Annotated in this window: 18 protein-coding genes and 1 riboswitch; of the genes, 12 read left to right on the top strand and 6 right to left on the bottom strand. The window is 48.2% G+C overall.

Annotated features, from left to right (window positions below):
- Window positions 1–63: 63 nt before the first annotated feature.
- Window positions 64–172, bottom strand: a riboswitch (NiCo riboswitch).
- 314 nt (window positions 173–486) lie between these two features.
- From KNP85_RS14185 to KNP85_RS15940, 6 genes are all read right to left on the bottom strand, one after another.
- On the bottom strand, window positions 487–1,641 hold the full coding sequence (locus KNP85_RS14185) for an ISL3 family transposase (protein ID WP_214803732.1): 1,155 nt from the start codon (window positions 1,639–1,641) through the stop codon (window positions 487–489).
- A gap of 394 nt (window positions 1,642–2,035) precedes the next feature.
- Window positions 2,036–3,061 carry a tyrosine-type recombinase/integrase gene (locus KNP85_RS14180; RefSeq protein WP_214803730.1) on the bottom strand — a complete coding sequence of 342 codons (1,026 nt, stop codon included), beginning with the start codon at window positions 3,059–3,061 and terminating at the stop codon, window positions 2,036–2,038.
- 267 nt (window positions 3,062–3,328) lie between these two features.
- Window positions 3,329–4,246, bottom strand: a complete 918-nt coding sequence (locus tag KNP85_RS14175; RefSeq protein WP_214803727.1) for a hypothetical protein — start codon at window positions 4,244–4,246, stop codon at window positions 3,329–3,331.
- Window positions 4,247–4,256: 10 nt separating this feature from the next.
- The gene (locus KNP85_RS14170) at window positions 4,257–4,895 is read right to left on the bottom strand and encodes a hypothetical protein (protein ID WP_214803724.1); all 639 of its coding nucleotides are present in this window, start codon (window positions 4,893–4,895) and stop codon (window positions 4,257–4,259) included.
- Window positions 4,868–5,362 (bottom strand): hypothetical protein, encoded by a 495-nt coding sequence (locus KNP85_RS14165; RefSeq protein WP_214803721.1) that lies wholly within the window; start codon window positions 5,360–5,362, stop codon window positions 4,868–4,870. The genes KNP85_RS14170 and KNP85_RS14165 overlap by 28 nt, the downstream gene beginning before the upstream one ends.
- A gap of 302 nt (window positions 5,363–5,664) precedes the next feature.
- Window positions 5,665–5,856 (bottom strand): helix-turn-helix domain-containing protein, encoded by a 192-nt coding sequence (locus tag KNP85_RS15940; protein ID WP_353048945.1) that lies wholly within the window; start codon window positions 5,854–5,856, stop codon window positions 5,665–5,667.
- 367 nt (window positions 5,857–6,223) lie between these two features.
- Here KNP85_RS15940 and KNP85_RS14155 point away from each other — a divergent pair, with 367 nt between their 5' ends.
- From KNP85_RS14155 to KNP85_RS14100, 12 genes are all read left to right on the top strand, one after another.
- Window positions 6,224–6,712, top strand: a complete 489-nt coding sequence (locus KNP85_RS14155) for a helix-turn-helix domain-containing protein (protein ID WP_214803715.1) — start codon at window positions 6,224–6,226, stop codon at window positions 6,710–6,712.
- Between the two features lie 298 nt (window positions 6,713–7,010).
- Window positions 7,011–7,193 (top strand): hypothetical protein, encoded by a 183-nt coding sequence (locus KNP85_RS14150; RefSeq protein ID WP_214803713.1) that lies wholly within the window; start codon window positions 7,011–7,013, stop codon window positions 7,191–7,193.
- A gap of 12 nt (window positions 7,194–7,205) precedes the next feature.
- Window positions 7,206–7,430: a hypothetical protein gene (locus KNP85_RS14145; protein ID WP_012390467.1), complete on the top strand. Its 225-nt coding sequence runs from the start codon at window positions 7,206–7,208 to the stop codon at window positions 7,428–7,430.
- A 66-nt stretch (window positions 7,431–7,496) separates the two neighbouring features.
- Window positions 7,497–8,597 carry a hypothetical protein gene (locus KNP85_RS14140; protein ID WP_214803711.1) on the top strand — a complete coding sequence of 367 codons (1,101 nt, stop codon included), beginning with the start codon at window positions 7,497–7,499 and terminating at the stop codon, window positions 8,595–8,597.
- 14 nt (window positions 8,598–8,611) lie between these two features.
- Window positions 8,612–10,975, top strand: a complete 2,364-nt coding sequence (locus KNP85_RS14135; RefSeq protein ID WP_214803709.1) for a VirD4-like conjugal transfer protein, CD1115 family — start codon at window positions 8,612–8,614, stop codon at window positions 10,973–10,975.
- A gap of 16 nt (window positions 10,976–10,991) precedes the next feature.
- The gene (locus tag KNP85_RS14130; protein WP_012390470.1) at window positions 10,992–11,234 is read left to right on the top strand and encodes a hypothetical protein; all 243 of its coding nucleotides are present in this window, start codon (window positions 10,992–10,994) and stop codon (window positions 11,232–11,234) included.
- 16 nt (window positions 11,235–11,250) lie between these two features.
- On the top strand, window positions 11,251–11,667 hold the full coding sequence (locus KNP85_RS14125; protein ID WP_214803707.1) for a hypothetical protein: 417 nt from the start codon (window positions 11,251–11,253) through the stop codon (window positions 11,665–11,667).
- Window positions 11,668–11,682: 15 nt separating this feature from the next.
- Complete coding sequence (locus KNP85_RS14120; protein WP_353048944.1) at window positions 11,683–13,647, top strand: pLS20_p028 family conjugation system transmembrane protein; 1,965 nt, start codon at window positions 11,683–11,685, stop codon at window positions 13,645–13,647.
- 6 nt (window positions 13,648–13,653) lie between these two features.
- Window positions 13,654–13,953, top strand: a complete 300-nt coding sequence (locus KNP85_RS14115; RefSeq protein WP_214803701.1) for a DUF5592 family protein — start codon at window positions 13,654–13,656, stop codon at window positions 13,951–13,953.
- A gap of 1 nt (window position 13,954) precedes the next feature.
- The gene (locus tag KNP85_RS14110) at window positions 13,955–14,575 is read left to right on the top strand and encodes a hypothetical protein (protein ID WP_214803698.1); all 621 of its coding nucleotides are present in this window, start codon (window positions 13,955–13,957) and stop codon (window positions 14,573–14,575) included.
- A 17-nt stretch (window positions 14,576–14,592) separates the two neighbouring features.
- Window positions 14,593–16,545, top strand: coding sequence for a VirB4 family type IV secretion system protein (locus KNP85_RS14105; protein ID WP_214803695.1), 1,953 nt, complete (start codon window positions 14,593–14,595; stop codon window positions 16,543–16,545).
- Window positions 16,545–17,651, top strand: a complete 1,107-nt coding sequence (locus KNP85_RS14100; protein WP_214803693.1) for a lysozyme family protein — start codon at window positions 16,545–16,547, stop codon at window positions 17,649–17,651. The genes KNP85_RS14105 and KNP85_RS14100 overlap by 1 nt, the downstream gene beginning before the upstream one ends.
- Window positions 17,652–17,663 lie beyond the last annotated feature (12 nt).

Raw genomic sequence — 17,663 nt, 5'->3', positions numbered from 1 at the left:
CTTTTCATTCCCCTTTATTTAGAAATATATATATAAAAAAGGGCACACCTATAGAACAAAATTAACTGTCCCACAGGTATGCCCTTATTATTTACATACTCTGCTGCCGCAAAAATTGCAGCCCGGCTGCATGGACCTTTTATATGTCCACCGCCTGTTCAGATCACAATGAATATAACCAACAAACAAAATCTGTTATATTCCAAAGCTTTCATTATTTAGTTTTAATATGCTTCATTGATTCTCATGTGACTATTATAACAAATTTTTTTTGAATTTCAAATCGCTTTTCCATTATTTGAACAGGGTAGAATAGCAATCGCAGCCATAAGCTTTGTGGCGGATCGAAGTCTAGGAAATGTATGCTTCCTTAGTTAGTTCATAAAGTTTTATTTCCACTTTTTCAAATAATTTTTGATATTCTTCTCCCATTTTTTGGTAAATTTCTAATAATTGGGCTCATCACCATAACTCGTGGTTGCTATTTTAACGACCGATTTCTAGATACAATCTTAAAAAGAACAGTTCAAGGTTTCGATAGCCATAACCACGGCGTTTGATGAGCTTGATTTTGTTGTTCGTTCCTTCCATTTTCCCATTTGATAGCCTTGATACAATGCTCTGACGCATCGCTTCCTCACGCCCCCGGATCGCTTTCGCGATTTTTGCGAGAGGTCCGCACGGATGGAACTGGTAACGGTCCAACCAATTGGTCAGTCGACGTTTCGCCTGTCCATAGCACGTGGCCTTCAGCACATATCGGATATGTTGAAGTCCTTGATAGAGGTCCCGGATGAACGGATCTTCCCGAAGGCAAGAATCGGCGACCTCCCGGTCTTCGGGGGACAGCGTCTCCGGACGACAGGCGAGAGCACGGTCAATCACACGGACATGATGGTGACGTCGAGCCTCGTTCAAAAAACGACGCCGGCGGCGAAGGGCGTCCGTGAAGAACTGGATGAGATGGAAACGATCCAGCACATGTTTCGCATCCGGGAAAACATGTACGACGGCCTTCGCCATCGCCGGTGCAAAGTCACTGACGACAGAACGGATGTCTCCGGCTATGCCTTGGAGTGCAGCCGTGATGGCCGTGACGTCCCTTCCCGGGACAATGGACAGGAGTCGACCACTCTCGGCATCGAGGGTAATCGTCGCATAGTGATGTCCTTTTCGTGTGGCGAACTCGTCGACGAGGACGTCTGTCGTATGCTTTTCTGTCTCTACTGAGGCGTACCGATAAAACCATCGTTCCACCGTCGTGTAAGGTAATCCGTATTCACGTGCGACATCTGAGATCGTCCGTCCGTGACAACGTTCTGCGATGCCTTTCCGGAACACCTCGGTGGAGGTGCGGACGAGCCCAAGACCGTAGTCATACACGAACGTCAAATCACAAGAGATGCATCTTTGACGTGGGACATCCAGCTCAATCCAGAGTACACCGACGTTCCACGCATAACCGTGTCGGAAGCGACGTCGCCTTTTCGAATGCAGGACTGTCTTTCTCTGGCAAAGCGGGCAAGGGATGTCATGTCGATCCGGGATGACCGGGAAAACGTTTGGTTCTTCGTCTGAAGACATCTGAATCTGAAAAAGGTCTGGAAGTGGAAGAAGTAATTTGATAAACTGTTGGGACAAGGCGAAAACTCCAATCGTGGTTTGTCTAAGCAACAATTACGATACCGGAGTTTTCGCTTTTTTTCTATGTTCGATTCAAATCCGATGGATTTTATGTGTCAACCACACCTTATGGTGATGAGCCATATATAAACATTTAACCCCTTATTTTTAAAATATGAGTATTTTAATAGATGAAAAAGAGGAGCATCATCCCAGAAAGAAATGATGCTCCTCTTGTCTCGTTTTATCAGTTTATCAGCATAAGTTTTTTTATTATCAGTTGAAAATTTGTAATAATACAGTGATTGGTTCGATAGAAGTAAATTCTTTTAATAGATTATGGAGGGCCAAATTCTAAACAATCGAATCACTTGTTATTCATTAATAGAATTTTAATAGATTGAGTATAGAATTATTCGAACGGTAAGTCAGATTTAGTCAAATTTGAGAGTTGGTTAACAGACTGGAGGTATTCATTCGTAGTATTAATCGACTCGTGTCCGACCCACTCCATGACCCTAATGAGTGGGCTCCCATTACTAAGAAGTTTCGTGATATAAGCACGACGGAACCAATGTGGGGGACTATTGGTCTCCGCTGCTATGAACTCCACAGCTTTATGAGTCATTAAGCGGAGTGCTTCATAAGTCATTGCGTTCCCTGTCTTCTTCGTGCTAAAAGCGATGTAAGAAGAATCTACTTCTTCAATCATCATAAGTGTCTGCAATCGATTGATTAGAAGACTCGCTTTTTCGGTGAGTGGGATTCGACGCCATTTATCACGTTTCCCTTTTACTTCGATGTAGAATGTATGTTGATTTCGTTTCACGTCATTGAATTTTACGGAAAGAAGTTCTGAAGCACGCATTCCGGTCGTCAATAACAAATAACCGATCGTCTCGTTCCGGAGCTCCATGAGCTCCTTTTTTTGTGCTCGTTGAACAGTATAACGAAACGATTCAGCAATGCGTTCAATCTCTTCAAAATCAACTTCTCGACGAAGGGGCTCTGGTCGTTTCTGATTTTTCACATGGAAAGCTAAGTTGTGTTGATGATATTGATTAATATGAAGGTAAGTTAAGAGACGCTTTAACATATTGTTCTTGCGTTGTGCCGTGCGAGGTGAATATTGCTCGTTTACGTCAAACAAATAACGATGAATATCTAGAACGGTTAAGCGCTTTAGACCTTCGGTATTGGTCATCACAAAACTGAGAACGAACTCGAGATCTTGCTTATAGGCACGACGCGTGTGCGGACTCTTATCAGCGTAGATTGGGAATAATTCCGTTGCCCAGAACAATTCAATTACTTCGATGTCAGTTAACGTATCGAGATCGATATGGTCCTTTTTCAGCGCCTCGGCTAATTTCGGATTCGCCCCGGTCAATTCTCGCAATGCCACTTCGAACGCCTGCTGCTTTTTCTCGATTTCCATGTCTCTTCCTCTTTTCTAATCAATTTTCATCAATAATAAAAACATACCCTTAGTATCTAATGTTTTTTATGTAATACATATGTATTCTTCATTGTATACAGATGTTTTACAGTATATTTTAGTGATTATAAAGTAATACATCATTTAATTGTATATCAAATAAAAATAATTAACTTGCGATAATCTTATATTATCACAAGTTAATAAATAAAAAACTTAACGTGATTATTTAAATCACGTTAAGTTTAAGAACCAAATAAACTCTTATTAAATATTCAGTTTACCTTGCTCTTCTAAAAATGTTTTTTTCATCTTATTAATTCTTTCTCCGATTTCTTTTTCAATGTTTGTCAAAAACGTACTTTTCTCTAGATGATTCCACTTGTTTAAACGTTGATCTTTTTCAAGTTGATCGATTAGAGCTGGTATCACTTCTAAATAAGCAAGTAATACAATTTTAGCGGTCTTTTCGACCTCATTGTTATCATTGTGTTGACCAATATAGCTTCTAAAATCAATATCAATTACGCCTTTATTGTTTAAACCAATTTCAAGATTATTGTGGTTTGTATATTCAAGGCGAATTTTGGTCTGTTCAATCAAGTGACTTTCCAGTAGAAGTGCAAGGGTACTTACTAAATTTAAAACTGAACTACCTGTAGCAGTAAGTTTATTTAAATCGGATGTTTGTCCCTTCATACCTAGTATTGAATTTATAACTAATTTTTTGTCAGGTTTTGTTGATGTATTTAATGTGAAAATATTTTTTCTTTCAAATACACGTTTTACACACCAAAGGAATATATCGTTATTGAAATTGGGATTATGCTCTAAAATTGCATTATTAACCTTGTAATTCAAAAGTAATCGTAAAAATTTTTTTGCATCCGAGTTTCGATTAATTATATAGTGGATTCTCTCGGCGATAGAATAAATTATAATAGTACCTTTGACTTGGGTAATGTTGTCACCAACAACTGAATTAAGTGAGAAAGTTACAACGTTATAGTTAATGGATTGACCATTAAATGAAAATAATTGGTCACTACTATAGACTTTAGTCTTTTTAAGATTTTCATAACGTACTGTCGAATTTTTATTTAATTCTTCGTTGTCACTCAAAAATTTCTGTATAGATTGATTGAGACTATCCGTTTCGTTATCTATCCATCTTGTCCACGCCATAAGCTGATCCTCATTTCAGTAGATATAATTCGTTACAATTTAATTCAGTATTCCAAGACTTCGACTCTAAACGCGTTTCAACAGGAGAATTAATTACTCTATCTTTTTTCATTAATCTAAAACTTATTTCTGCAGAGTGATTGTTAAGACTTTTTTTAAGGTTATGATTAAAGACCTGATTAAGTTCAATAATTATTGAGTTGTCTTTCTTATTAATTTGGTATTTCAAATGAGATTCTTGGGTTTTTTGAATAGTAACACCGATTGGAAACACTAAATTTATTTTAGAGGCAAGGATACGTTTTGGAGAACCACTTACTATTATATTTATAAATACAACAGCACCATCTTCTGAAAAATTAACTCTAGCACTTTGATTTTCGAGATATTCATCCGGATCAATTGAGTAAACCAAACGAATTTCAGATAGTTTATCTTGGAAATGAATTAATGTGACCTTGCTTATAACGTTCAAAAGAGCAGCATAAATTGCCAGACTAACTGACCAATGAAACTTATCCGGAATGAAAGGTGGCTCTATTAAACATACAGCATTGAAAAATATAGATCCGATTACTACAAAAAAAGGTAACACTAGGTCAATAAAGGTTAATATTTTTTTTATATCCATTCTTTGACTTGCTCCCATAACCAATCAGTCATTTCTGATAGCTCATCAGAAGTTACTTCATTACTTGAAGCTGAAACTTTTCCATTAATAAAAATAGTAATGTCGACAGGTTGATTGTTTGTAATAAATCTTAACCTTAAACTTCTTATTTCAACTGTTTTACTGTCAGATAAAAAAGATAATTCATCACTTAAAATAAAAAAGTCTTCTCTATTTTTATTAATCTGATTAATTAACTGGTCAAGATGAGCATGGTAATCTTCATCGTCATCCATAAAATCTAAATGTACAATTTCTGCTCTCTTCTTTGAAAAGTTATGTTTTAAAAAAGAAATCATGATGTTAGAAGGAATCGCTATCTGTTCACTGTTTTCATTAATGTTATCTTTTATGAAGCTATAGTAATCATAGTTAATCGGTACTTCTTTTAGTTCTATACAGTTATCAGCAAAATTAATGAATAATTTATAGTCTATATAATTCATAATATAATCCTTTTCGCTTTTTATTTTACAATATATTGATAAATGATAGTCAGTAAGGATAATAATACCATTAAAATAATTAGTTTAAAATCTGTATCTCAAAAAGTTTCAATGAAAGTTAAGTTTGTACTGTTTTTTATATAACGAATTTCCAACTCAGCTAGTTAATTAATGGCTCATAAAAAAAATCTCAATAAATTCTTTTGAGAATTAGATTAAAGCAGATGGTTTGTGCCCATTCTTATAATTTAAATAAGTACTCATTAGCCCTTTATATAAATTTAGAAAATATTTTTAATAGACTAATCAAATTTATTGCTATTAAAAAAATCATTCAATGAGATATTTAAGCCATTACAAAATTTTTGTATGGTGCTCACCTTCGGATGTTTTGTACGTCCACTCATCAACTCTGAAATCGTTGCTTGGTTCAATCCGCCCTTTTTAACGACTTGGTGAATGGTCATATTATGTTCCGCCGCGAGCTCCTTCATACGCTCGATGATTGCCTCGTTCAACTCCACTTGCTCACCCCACGATCTAAGTACTCTCTTATCTCCTTATTCTTTACGAACCCTTCTACTCCTCTACCCTACCACAATCTCTTGAAATCAAAATACTTGTCATTATTTTCTATACTCAAAGCGTTATTTTTTTACAGTTGTGCGACAACTCAAATAATATTGAGTTTCTGTTGCCCATAAACCCTCACGTAGAGCGGATTCGACAAGAATCGTCAATTGTAAAATTTCTGACATATCAGAAAACTGATGATTTTTAAACTTAATCCTGCTATATTGGAACCAACAAAAGGAAACATCTGTTTGGTCGCCGCTCTGGTTTACAGAAAGGGGAAGGCTTATGTATCGATTCGGGGAGTGGTTGAAGGAGAACCGCCGGCTCTCGGGCTGGTCACAGGTCGAACTGTCAGAGAAGACACTCGGAGAAATCTCACAGCCCGCCATCAGCCAATATGAACAGAACCGCTCGGTGCCGTCGATCGCGGACATCAATCACCTGGCCCGCGCGTTCGGGCACACGCTCGCGACGGTGCCATGGGACGCCATCGACTTCGGCTACGGGGCGAAGCGGTCCGTCACCAAGCTCGAGCGACGCCGGTTCGACCTAAAGGAACTGCCACAAGCCGACTCGGTCCGTACGTTCGACGGGAAGACGTATGAGCTGCATGGCTTCATCGGCATCGATAAAGGGAGCGGCGAGACGATCCAGTTGACGCAACTCTACTATCGAATCCGTACGGTCGTCTGTGACGCGCACGTGCTCGCCAAGCGCAAGAACCCGGATGACGAGCTCATCCACGTCAAGAAACGGAAAAGAGTCCGACAGTAACCGACATCGACGCAGCAGCACATCCTTAAGGATGGTCTCCTCCAATCACATACCGGCGTGTCCCTCACCAGTGACCGGGTGGGCGGGATCTACGCACAGATGGTTCGGCGAGAGTCGCCTAAAACTCGCCACAAGGTCACCGCATCGTTCCGGGTCATCGAAAAACCCTGTACAGTTCCTCATCACAACGAGGAGCGGAGTTCGTGGGGGAACGGCTAGAAACCCACCGCACCGAATCCGACTGTCCTTAATGATGTGCTGCTGCACATCACGAAATCAAGGGAAGGAAGTGTGTACTGTGGCATCAAAAGAACAGAAACAGAACCGTAGCTTCGCCGAGAAACTCTTACGCATCCGTGGGAAGGACTACGAGGAATGGCTCGACGAACAGCACCAACAGGTTATCCAGGACAACCAGGAACTCATTTTAGAGGCGCTCGAGGCGAAGCTCAGCTTCAAGTCGTCGGCGCACCAGGACTAAGGAGGGAACGACATGGGACTTAATGAGACAGGGCTCAGCTTGCTTCAGTTCTTTCAGGGACTCGCCGTCATCGCCGCTGCCATCGCCTTCGCCATCGGGGGCTTCTATTTCATCTTCGGCGGTGATCGTGGTCGCTCGAAGGCCGTCGGTTGGCTCGTCGGGGGCGCCGTCGGCCTGATCATCGTCATGGGTGCGTTCACGCTTGCCGAGATGGTCGACCAGAATATCAAATTCTAATGAACACTTACGTAGCGTTCCAATCGGAAGGCTTTTTTTGTTGCTTGAAACGAGAGGAGGAACGAGATGCTGTTTGTACGATTCACCGACGTGCCTGACACACGGATCCAGAACTATGAACGGCTCACCTTCGCCGAGGCGGTCATCGCGACCCATGAGCTGCACCAGGCGCGTACCGAGGAAGGGACGAACTGTTCCGGTGACTTCCGGCTGTTCGACCAGAAAGATGAACTGCTCTATCGAGGGACGTTCACGTTCGGGACCGGAGGGACCTATCCGAACCTGTATCATCAAGTGAAGGACCGGGTACAACGGATTCGGACGAAGAAAGAGGATAACGCGAAGAAGATGTGGCTCCTCGACGAGATCGAGGCCGAGACACCGGACGACTATAAGCGCCAGTCCGTTAAACCAATCACAACTGTCTCGTCGACCTATCAGTCACGGCTGACCCGCCTGCAACGCCGCCTCATCTACGGGGCGGCCACGGCTGGAATCCTCTTCACATCGTTGTTCACTGCCACCCAATGGTTCATCGATAAAGAGGCGCACGCTGAGCAAGTAACCGGGGGCGAACAGGTGTGGCTAGATGCTTACGACCAGGCGCTCCAAGGTCAGGAATCCTCACTAATCGATTTACTGGAACGAAAAGACCGGTCCGAGGAAGAGGATTCCCTATTGGTCGACCTCTATCTCGCAGAACGAGAAGACCAGAAAGCGCTCGAGCTCACGGATGACCCCATCCTGATCGAAACGAAGTTAGCCGGACTCGATCTATCCGATAAGGAGAGATTGGAACGGCTCCAGGACTTCCAAGCGTCACATCCCACCGATGAGGGCGCGTTCGATATCGCTGTACTGGAACGGGACCATGAGACCGTGGCCAAGGCGGATAACGTGGAGTGGACTGCTCCCCGCGTCTCCGCGAAAGTGATCACCTATCTCTTTCTCGGGGACATCGAATCTGCAAACGAATGGGCGTCCAAGACGAACGACCCTGCCGCACAAGTAAAGATTGATAAATACCAAGATATCACGGCCACTATCAACGGACTGAACGAGAAACTGAAGAAGACCTCTAGCAAGGACACTTCGGCTCGTGAGAAGATTCAAGCCACTATCGCTGCAGAAGAAGTTAACCTAGATACAATTCTTTATTCAGATTAAGGTAGGTGAAATAATTGAGAACTCAGTCTCTGTCACCACGATTCCCGATACGTCTGATCTTCCCCGCCCTGTTCTGCCTAATGGTGCTGCCGGTCGGGATTTTTTATCTGTTGAACGGGGTCTACAACATCATTCGACACATCATGACCCCAATTCTAAAGGAAGGGCTTTTGGCCGGAGCGGCGATTCCGACGCTCTCACCCTCTTTGTTCTTGGAGGTGAGTCTTCCCTCTTCGACTGTCTTGCTCGTACTAATCGCGTTCAGTCTGTTCATCGGTCTTGTCGTGTTCGGCAAGGTATGGCTGAACTTCCGGGATCTGCGGAAGAATCAGAAAGGGAGTGCCCGCTTCACCTCATTCGATGAACTGAAACAACAGTACCGCCGCGTACCGGACCGGAAGAAACGGTATGACGGATCAGGTGGTGTCCCCGTAGGACGGGTCAAAAACGAGCTGTTCATCGATGACTCGCCCGTCAACAACCTGGTCATCGGGACGACCCGGTCCGGGAAGGGCGAGACGTTCGTCTTCTCGACGATTGACCTATACAGCCGGGCGCGTGACCAAGCGAGCCTGATCATCAACGACCCGAAAGGTGAGCTCTTCGCCGCCTCGAAGGAGTCGCTCGAGCAACGCGGTTATCAGGTCGAGGTGTTGAACCTGATGAACCCGCTCCAATCGATGTCATACAATCTGTTGCAGCTGACAATCGACGCATTCCTCGAGGAGAACTACTCGCTCGCCCAACAGTATGCACGCTCGGTCGCCTTCATGTTGTACCATGACCCAAAGGCACGGGACCCGTTCTGGGCCAACTCGTCGATCGACCTGTGCACGGCGCTCATCCTCGGACTCTGTGAGGAGGCGAAGGACACGCCGGAGAAGATCAACATGTACAACGTCGCCCTCATGCTCTCGGATTTGGGCTCAAGGACGGTAGTGACGCGGCAAGGACAGGAAATCTCAGCACTCGACGAGTTCTTTCAACAGTTCCCGGAGAACCATCCGGCCCGGCTCCAATTCGCGACGCTCCACTTCTCCGGTGGGCAGACGCGGGCAAGTATCCTGGCCAATACGAACGCGAAGCTTGGGATCTTCACGTTGAACGGGACCGGGAAACTGACGTCGATGAATTCGCTCGACATGCGACGCATCGGATTCAACCGTTGGATCAGCGGACGGGCCGAGCCACTGACCCGGCTCACGTTCAGATTCCCCGACGGGACGACCCATGCGCTCACGACCGATGACGATGGCAGCTTCATCGTATACCATACGTCGTCACTCCAAATTGGAGACGCCGTTCATATCTCGACCGACTCAAGCACTGCGACAATCCAGCTGGAAGCGCATAACGAGAAGAGCGGTCGCTTCCACTACGCAATCGACGGGACGATACAGATCCGTGAGGTGATGCACCAGATGAGTCCCGTGGCGGTGTTCCTCATCGTCCCGGACTATGACCCGACATTCAACGTCATCGCGTCGCTCTACATCAAGCAGGTATACACGGCGCTCGCTCGAGTCGCCTCGCAGACGAAACAAGGTAAATGCGAGCGTCAGGTCGTCTTCCTTCTCGACGAGTTCGGCAACATGCCGCCGATCGAGGGCATGGCCAACATCATCACGGTCTGTCTCGGTCGGAACATGCGCTTCAACCTCGTCATCCAGGCCTATTCCCAACTCGAGAACCTATACGGGGAGGATTGGAAGACGATCGACGGCAACTGTGGGAACACGCACTATCTGTTGACCGCGGACGAGTCGACCGCCGAACTGATCTCGAAGAAGCTCGGTGAGGCGACCATCGTCACGAAATCCCGGTCCGGGCAGACGTTCTCGCTCAAGAAATCGAAGACGGAGAACGTGGACGGCCGTCGGCTCATGACAGCGACCGAAGTCATGGGATTAAAAGAAGGCGAGATGCTTATCATCCGCGTCATCAAGCGCCAGGACACGAAGAAACGGCGCATCCAGTCGTATCCGATCTTCCTGAGCGGTAGGACGGCGATGAAGTACCGCTACGAATATCTGGCGGACGACTTCGACACGGACCGTTCCCTGCATGACATCGATATCCCCTGCCGTCACGCCGGTCTCGACTTCGAACAGATCCGCGTCCGTTTCGCGAAGAAAGAGGACGAAACGGAAATCAACGCTCCATCGAATCAGGAAGACAAGTCCTTGACGGTATGCGATGTGCTTCAGGACAGCATCCTCCGCTCGATGTTCGAAGGACATGACATCGGTGGGATGCCCCTCCCTGAGTTCGAAACGAACCTGAACTTAGGAGTTTACGACGTCACTGACAGCCAAAAGAGCTTTCTGAGCACGATGATTGCGAAGCGACTCGAGAAACTGAAGCAAGGCACACTGTAGAGAGGGGGACGAACCCATGGCCGAGAGTGCGAGAGAGAAGCGAATCCAGAACGAATTGCGTGTCGTCGCGAGGATCATCGAGACGCAGCGCGTCCGCCTCGAACGGGGCGATGTGCTCAATATCCAGACGACCGATGGCTTTCTGACCGTCTATCAGGACGACACCTCAGACACCCCGAAAACTGTTACACTAATAGATAAGTTCGACTTCCGCGTCAATTTAAAAGTCGCGGATCTATTGAAGGGGAAAATCGTCTGACGGAGGGGTAAACGTTATGAGGAAACTACTTGCGGGTACTTTAGGAATCAGCTTGTTTTTACTTGGAGCTTGCTCAAATTCCAATGAGTCTTTGGTTCAACGTGATATTGAACACGTTGAGAAGGTCATGACAGCCGAAGAGGATGATTATTTGCTGATTGTAAAAGAAGAAGATGGTGAATTCGAAGAGTTCGTCGAATTCGTAAAAGAGGTAGCGAACGAAGAGAGCCAACAAGTCACGCTCTATAATACGTTTCAGCCAGATGGCGAGACACTTGTCGATCGTGGTAACTTTGACTACACTGACGAACTAAAAGGTGCCGTTCTATACTCCATTCAAGATGGAAACGTCACAGATGAAATCAATGTTGGAATGTTGACGGCGGACAATTACGAACAACAGTTAGCGGACTTCTTTACTAGGACTCAGTAGATTGGGGGTCTTTCAATGGCTGATTCCGATTTAATCAACAAATTACAGGAATACGAAGACGTACTCCAAATAAGTAGTATGGTCAATGACGCACTGCGTTCAATGGGATGGATTCTTGTCAGAGGACTATCAGTCTTGATTGACGGCCTTGAATCAATCACGGATCAAATCCTATTAACCAATACATTTTTCAATAATGACCAAGTGGTTGAATTCGTTCTTACGATTCAACCTTTTTTGTATGTTCTTTTAGCAGGAAGCTTCTTGTTCACTGGGTACTTGTTGATTTTCCAAAAGAAATTTGAACGTGAGAGTTTTTTGATCAATCTATTCATCACACTATTGATCTTAGGTTTACTTTCACCAACTATGAGTCGAATTCAGGAATTCTCTGATGAAGCAATCGCAGAAATCGGAACAGATTCGCTCTATGACGGAGAAGCCTCATTATCTGAGAGTATCTTAAAACGGAATGTACATGATTTGATTGAGCACGATTCGAAGAATTTTGATGCTGCTACCGGCGAATCATTAAATGCCATTCCGACTGAGTTAATTGATAATATCCGAATCAATGAGATTTTCGACAAGAACAACTATGACTTATCGGCAACCGGAAACAAATTGGCCGAGTCCTATATTCTATGGAACGGAAAAGAGACAAGTCTCGGTAAACTCGATCAAGGTGGCGTCGAGTGGAACAACCAGTATTACTACCGCTATCAGCCGAATTGGTTGACCATCTTCGTCACGCTCGGGATCATGGGCTTCACGCTGTTCTCGATCGCCTACAAACTGGCGCGCCTGTCGTTCGAGCTCGCCTTCAACTATGTCTTGGCGATCCTCGTCGCACCGGCCGACCTGCACAGTGGTCAAAAGACGAAGAAGGTCATCCAGAGCATTTTGAACACGTTCCTCGTGATCATCCTGATCTTCGTCTCCATCAAGTTGTACACGATTGGGACCGCCTATCTCGCGGAGACGTTGGACGGGTTCGCCTACCTGATCGCCCTCATCGCCTTCTCGGTCGCCTTGATTGATGGACCGAACATGGTCGAGCGGCTGTTTGGGATCGATGCCGGACTCAAACGGGGCTGGGGTGTCGCGCTCGGCGCCTATGCTGCCGGGAAAGGCGTGACCTCGGCCGGTGCCCATGCGGTCTCGAAGGTCGCGCGTGCCACACAAAGCGCACAAAAGATGCCATCGCTTCATGAGGCCGCGACGACCCGGATGGATCCAACCGCCGTGCCCAAGAACGGTTCACCGCTTAGTGTGGCGGCCCAAGCTCCACAGCGGACGGACGCCGATAGACAAACCGATCCAGATGGTGTTGCTCAGACGAATCAAACCGCAAGTCGTACTCAACCTGATCAAGACAAACGGACAAGTCCGCAAGACGTTGCGCAATCAATCAGTGGTCAAGAATCAGAACTTGAAGCGCAAGGCTCTCCACACGTGAACGAAGCGTCGGAGCGTACTTCGTCTCCCGAATCGATTCATGCGACGAACCCTGAATCAAATACAGAAACTAGACCCGACCATCAAACAACATCATCGGAGACATCAAGACCGGAGTCGATTCACGATCATTCAAGTTCTGTTCATTCTCCAATCCCGGATTCGTCGACTCTCGAATCGGTCACCGGGTCCACCGATACTACATCCGGACCAGGCCATCGTCACGATGAATCAGTAGACAGAAATGACGTGACGACACCGACATCTCATGAGGTACCACCTTCAGGCGACTCATCCTCGTCTTCGTCCTCTACGATGGATTCGAATGATGCGTCAACAGAGAAACGCCAAGGCCGCGCCCGACGGACCATCCATCAGGACACCGTGCTCGACGTCGAGACCGAGGTCATCGAACAGGTGCGTGAGAATCAGACGCATCGTCATAGCCAGCACCAGGAAGAGACGCGACGGATCTACCCTACCTCGCCACCGCGTCCTGACAATATTGAGAAGAAGGAGTGATGACCCATGCGTAAATACCGGATCCCGAACGAAGTCACGACCGAACTGAAGATCAATAAGATGCTCTATCTGCATGACTTCCTGTTCCTTGTCGGGCTCATCGTGCTCCGGCTCGTGACGCTCCCGTTCATCCCGTCCGTGCTGCACATCCCGTTCACGGTCTTCCTCGTCGTCTTCGGGCTGTTCATGGTGCTCCGGCCGGCGACTAATCCGCAAAAACGGATGGTCCACGCGCTCTACTACGCGCTCATCAAACGCAAAGACACCTATCTCGCGCTCGATGCGCAGGCGAAAGGACGTGATTGAGATGGCTCTCATTGAAGACACACTAAGGGAACCGAGACGCACAGGCACCTGGCTCGACGAACAGGACGTAGTCGAGAAACGGAAAGTCAAAGACAGGGTCGTCGTCAAATCGACGGTCGCCGAACTGATACCGGTCGTCGACATCACTGGGACCGAGGCGTTCGAGATGCGCGACGGGACCTATCTCGACATGATCCAGCTCACCTCAAAGGACATCTACTCCTTGAATGAGGAGGAAAAAGACCATGACGTGTTCTCGCTCGCCTATCTTCTGCAAGCGTACACGAACCCGCTCAAGGTCGTGCCACTGAACACACCGCTCAGTCTCGAGCGGCAGAAGCTCAGCATCGAACGACAGATTCGACAAAATCAGACTCCGGCCTACCTGCCCTTTTTACTCAAAAAGAAGCAGGAGCTCGAATACCTCGAGGAGCATCGCACCAATCGCGATTATCTCCTCTTTTTTTATGCCGACGACGAGCGGACGCTACGTGAGCGGAAGACGCACCTCTATAAACTGCTTCGCCGCTCGAACCCGATGCGCGAGCTGACGCTCGACCAGAAAATCCATGTGCTCTATCAATTGAACAACCCGAACACGAAACCGCAACTCGACGCCTGAAGAAAGGAGTGACGCGCATGTGGCAGCGCCTACGTGCCAAGTTATCCAAACAACAGGACCCGGAGACCGTCAAGATTGAGAAAGGCTATAACCCTGACGTCATCGCCAAGATTCAGCCACAAGGTGGCATCCGGTTTGAGGCCAACTTCGTCCGGCTCGGTGACGGCTATCTGTCGTGCCTCCATGTCTATAAATATCAGTCGCTTGTCTATGACTACTGGCTCGAACCGATCCTGAACATGCCGGGCGTTTTGACGACGCTCGACATCGGGACGGCCGACAAGCGCGAGATCATCCAGACCATCAACAAGTCGATGGCCGAACAGAACACACGCTTCGAGAACGCGAAGGACAACATCGACCGCATCGACGCCCGGGAGACGTACAAGGAACTGAACGAGCTTTACGAACAAATCACCCAGGGCGAGACGATGAAATATCTGCATCTGCGCCTCTATGTGAAGGCGAAAACGCTCGATGCACTCGAGGTAAAAGTGCAGGAAGTGATGGAGGAACTCGAGGCCCGGAATTTCCGCTCGACAATCTTCCTGAACGAACAGGAGTGGGAATGGCAGAGCCTGTTCACGAGCTATGATCAGCAACAAAAGCTCCCGAACCGGCGCCGTGGGAAAGAGATCCCGTCCCTCTCCATCGCCGGCGGCTATCCGTTCCACTTCACGTCGCTCCAGGACGCGACCGGCACGTATTACGGGACGACCGACACGAACGGTAGCGTCATCTTCGACCTGTTCCATAAGGACAAACAGCGCAAGTTCTATAACGCGCTCATGATCGGCAAGATGGGGTCCGGCAAGTCGACGCTCCTCAAGAAGACCGTGCTCGATCAGGCGATCAAGGGCAATAAGATCCGCATCCTCGACGTCACCGGCGAGTTCTCGGACCTCGTACGCCAGCTCGGCGGGAAAGAAATCGCGCTCGACGGGTCGGCCGGGCTCATCAACCCGCTCCATGTCTATAAGACGGTGACGAATAACGATGGCAGCGCCAACGAGGCGCTCTCGTTCATGCAGCATCTCTCGAAGATGGCCGTGTTCTATCACTACATCAACCCGGCGGCGACGCAGGAAGAGACGAACGAGTTCGAGATCCTGCTCCGGGATTTGTACGTCCGGCACGGGCTCTGGGACGAACAGGGTGAACTGCCGATCACGACGCATCCGGCGAATCGATACCCGACGTTCTCCGATTTCTTACATCTCGTGCGTCGTGAGCTCTACACGGACGACACGCGCACGTCGATCAAGGAAGCAATCAGCCCGAATCGGGTGCGGCGTCTCGAGAACATCGAGCTCGCCGTCACGAACCTCGTCCATAACTACGGCAACATCTTCGACGGCCACTCCTCGATCGACCGGTTCGACGAGGAGCTCATCGTCTCGTTCCCGCTCCGGAACCTGACAAGCCTGCGCGACGAGGTATTCCAAGCGCAGGTGTTCTCTTTGATGAACATGCTGTGGGACGGGATGATTGCCAACGGCTCGAGTCAACTGAAGGCCTATAACCAGGGCGTGCTCCGGACCGAAGAAGCATGCAAGTACCTCATCGTCATCGATGAGGCGCACCACTTGATCAACACGCGCGACATCGCCCAACCGGCCATCCTGTATCTGCAACGTTGCATGCGCGAGGCGCGCAAGTATTTCGGCGGCATCTTTTTCGTGTCGCATCTGATCACCGACTTCGTGCCGGCCGGATCGAAGTCCGAGAACGCGGAGAACGTCAAGTCACTCTTCCAATTGACGCAATACAAGATTATCGGCGAACAGGACGCGGAGAGCATCCCAATCATCCAAACAGTGTTTGATGGCCAACTCTCGAACTCCGAGATGCGGATCATCCCCTCACTTGAGACGGGGCGTGTCGTCCTCAGTATCTCGGGTGTGCAGAACCTCATTTTTGACGTCGATGTCGCGCCCGAAGAGCTCGCCCTGTTCGGTGGAGGTGCCTGATGTGGGCGGCCACGAAACGGACGGCCCGCTTCGCCGTCACAGCCAAATGGCAGCTCGCGACGCTCAAGTGGCGGCTCATCCTGCTCGGCATTGCGACACTCGTGTTGTTCCTGGTCATCCTCGTTGTCGGAATCCTCGACACGCTCACGGGTGTCCAGAATGAACAACCGACCGACGTCACGTTCAATACCGCAGGAGGTCTACAGGTAAGCGACCAGGTGCTCCAATATCGTGGCTTGGTCGAATCGGAACTGACGAAGCACGGACTGACCGAACAGACGAACCTCGTACTCGCGCTCATGATGCAGGAGAGTGGCGGCCGTGGCAGTGACCCGATGCAAGCGAGCGAATCGAAGTGCGGACGAATCGGATGCATCACCTCCCCCGAGGAGAGCATCGTCTACGGCGTCGAACACTTCGCCTCCGTCTTCGAACGGGCGAACCGTGACGTGCAGCTCACGTTACAGAGTTACAACTTCGGCGGCGGGTTTATCGAGTATGTCCAGGAGAACGGCGGACGTTACTCGAAAGAGCTCGCCATTTCGTTTTCGCAGATGATGTATCAGCGTGTGAAACACACCGGTATCTATCGTTGTCATCGCCCGAGCGCGGTCCAGCACGGTGCCTGTTACGGGGACATCGAGTATGTCGACGCGGTGTTGAAATATCTCGCGCCGGTCGCCGTCGCCGACCGGGTCATCACGAAAGAACTGTTGTCGGGGTTACGTTCCCCGCTCGCCATCCCGCTCAACGTGACATCGCGTTTCGGATGGCGCGTCGTCTTCGGACAACGGGACAACCACACCGGGATCGACTTCAGTTGCACCCCGTCCGACACGATCCACGCGGTCAAGAGTGGCACCGTCATCTATAGTGGGGACCGTGGACCGTACGGCAATCTCGTCCAGGTCCGGCACGACAACTACATCACGGCGTACGCGCACCTGAGTCGTCTCGGCGTCCAGACCGGGCAACAGATCAACGCTGGGCAAGCGCTCGGGTACTGCGGCACGACCGGCCGATCGAGCGGGAACCACTTGCATTTCGAAATCAAGACGAGCGAATGGTCCGGACATATCGACCCCGCACCGGTCTTCGGATTTTGAGTCATGGATGTA

Source organism: Exiguobacterium sp. s194, from assembly GCF_018618275.1.
Classification (GTDB): Bacteria; Bacillota; Bacilli; order Exiguobacteriales; family Exiguobacteriaceae; genus Exiguobacterium; species Exiguobacterium chiriqhucha.
This window is presented reverse-complemented; position numbering and strand designations above follow the sequence as displayed.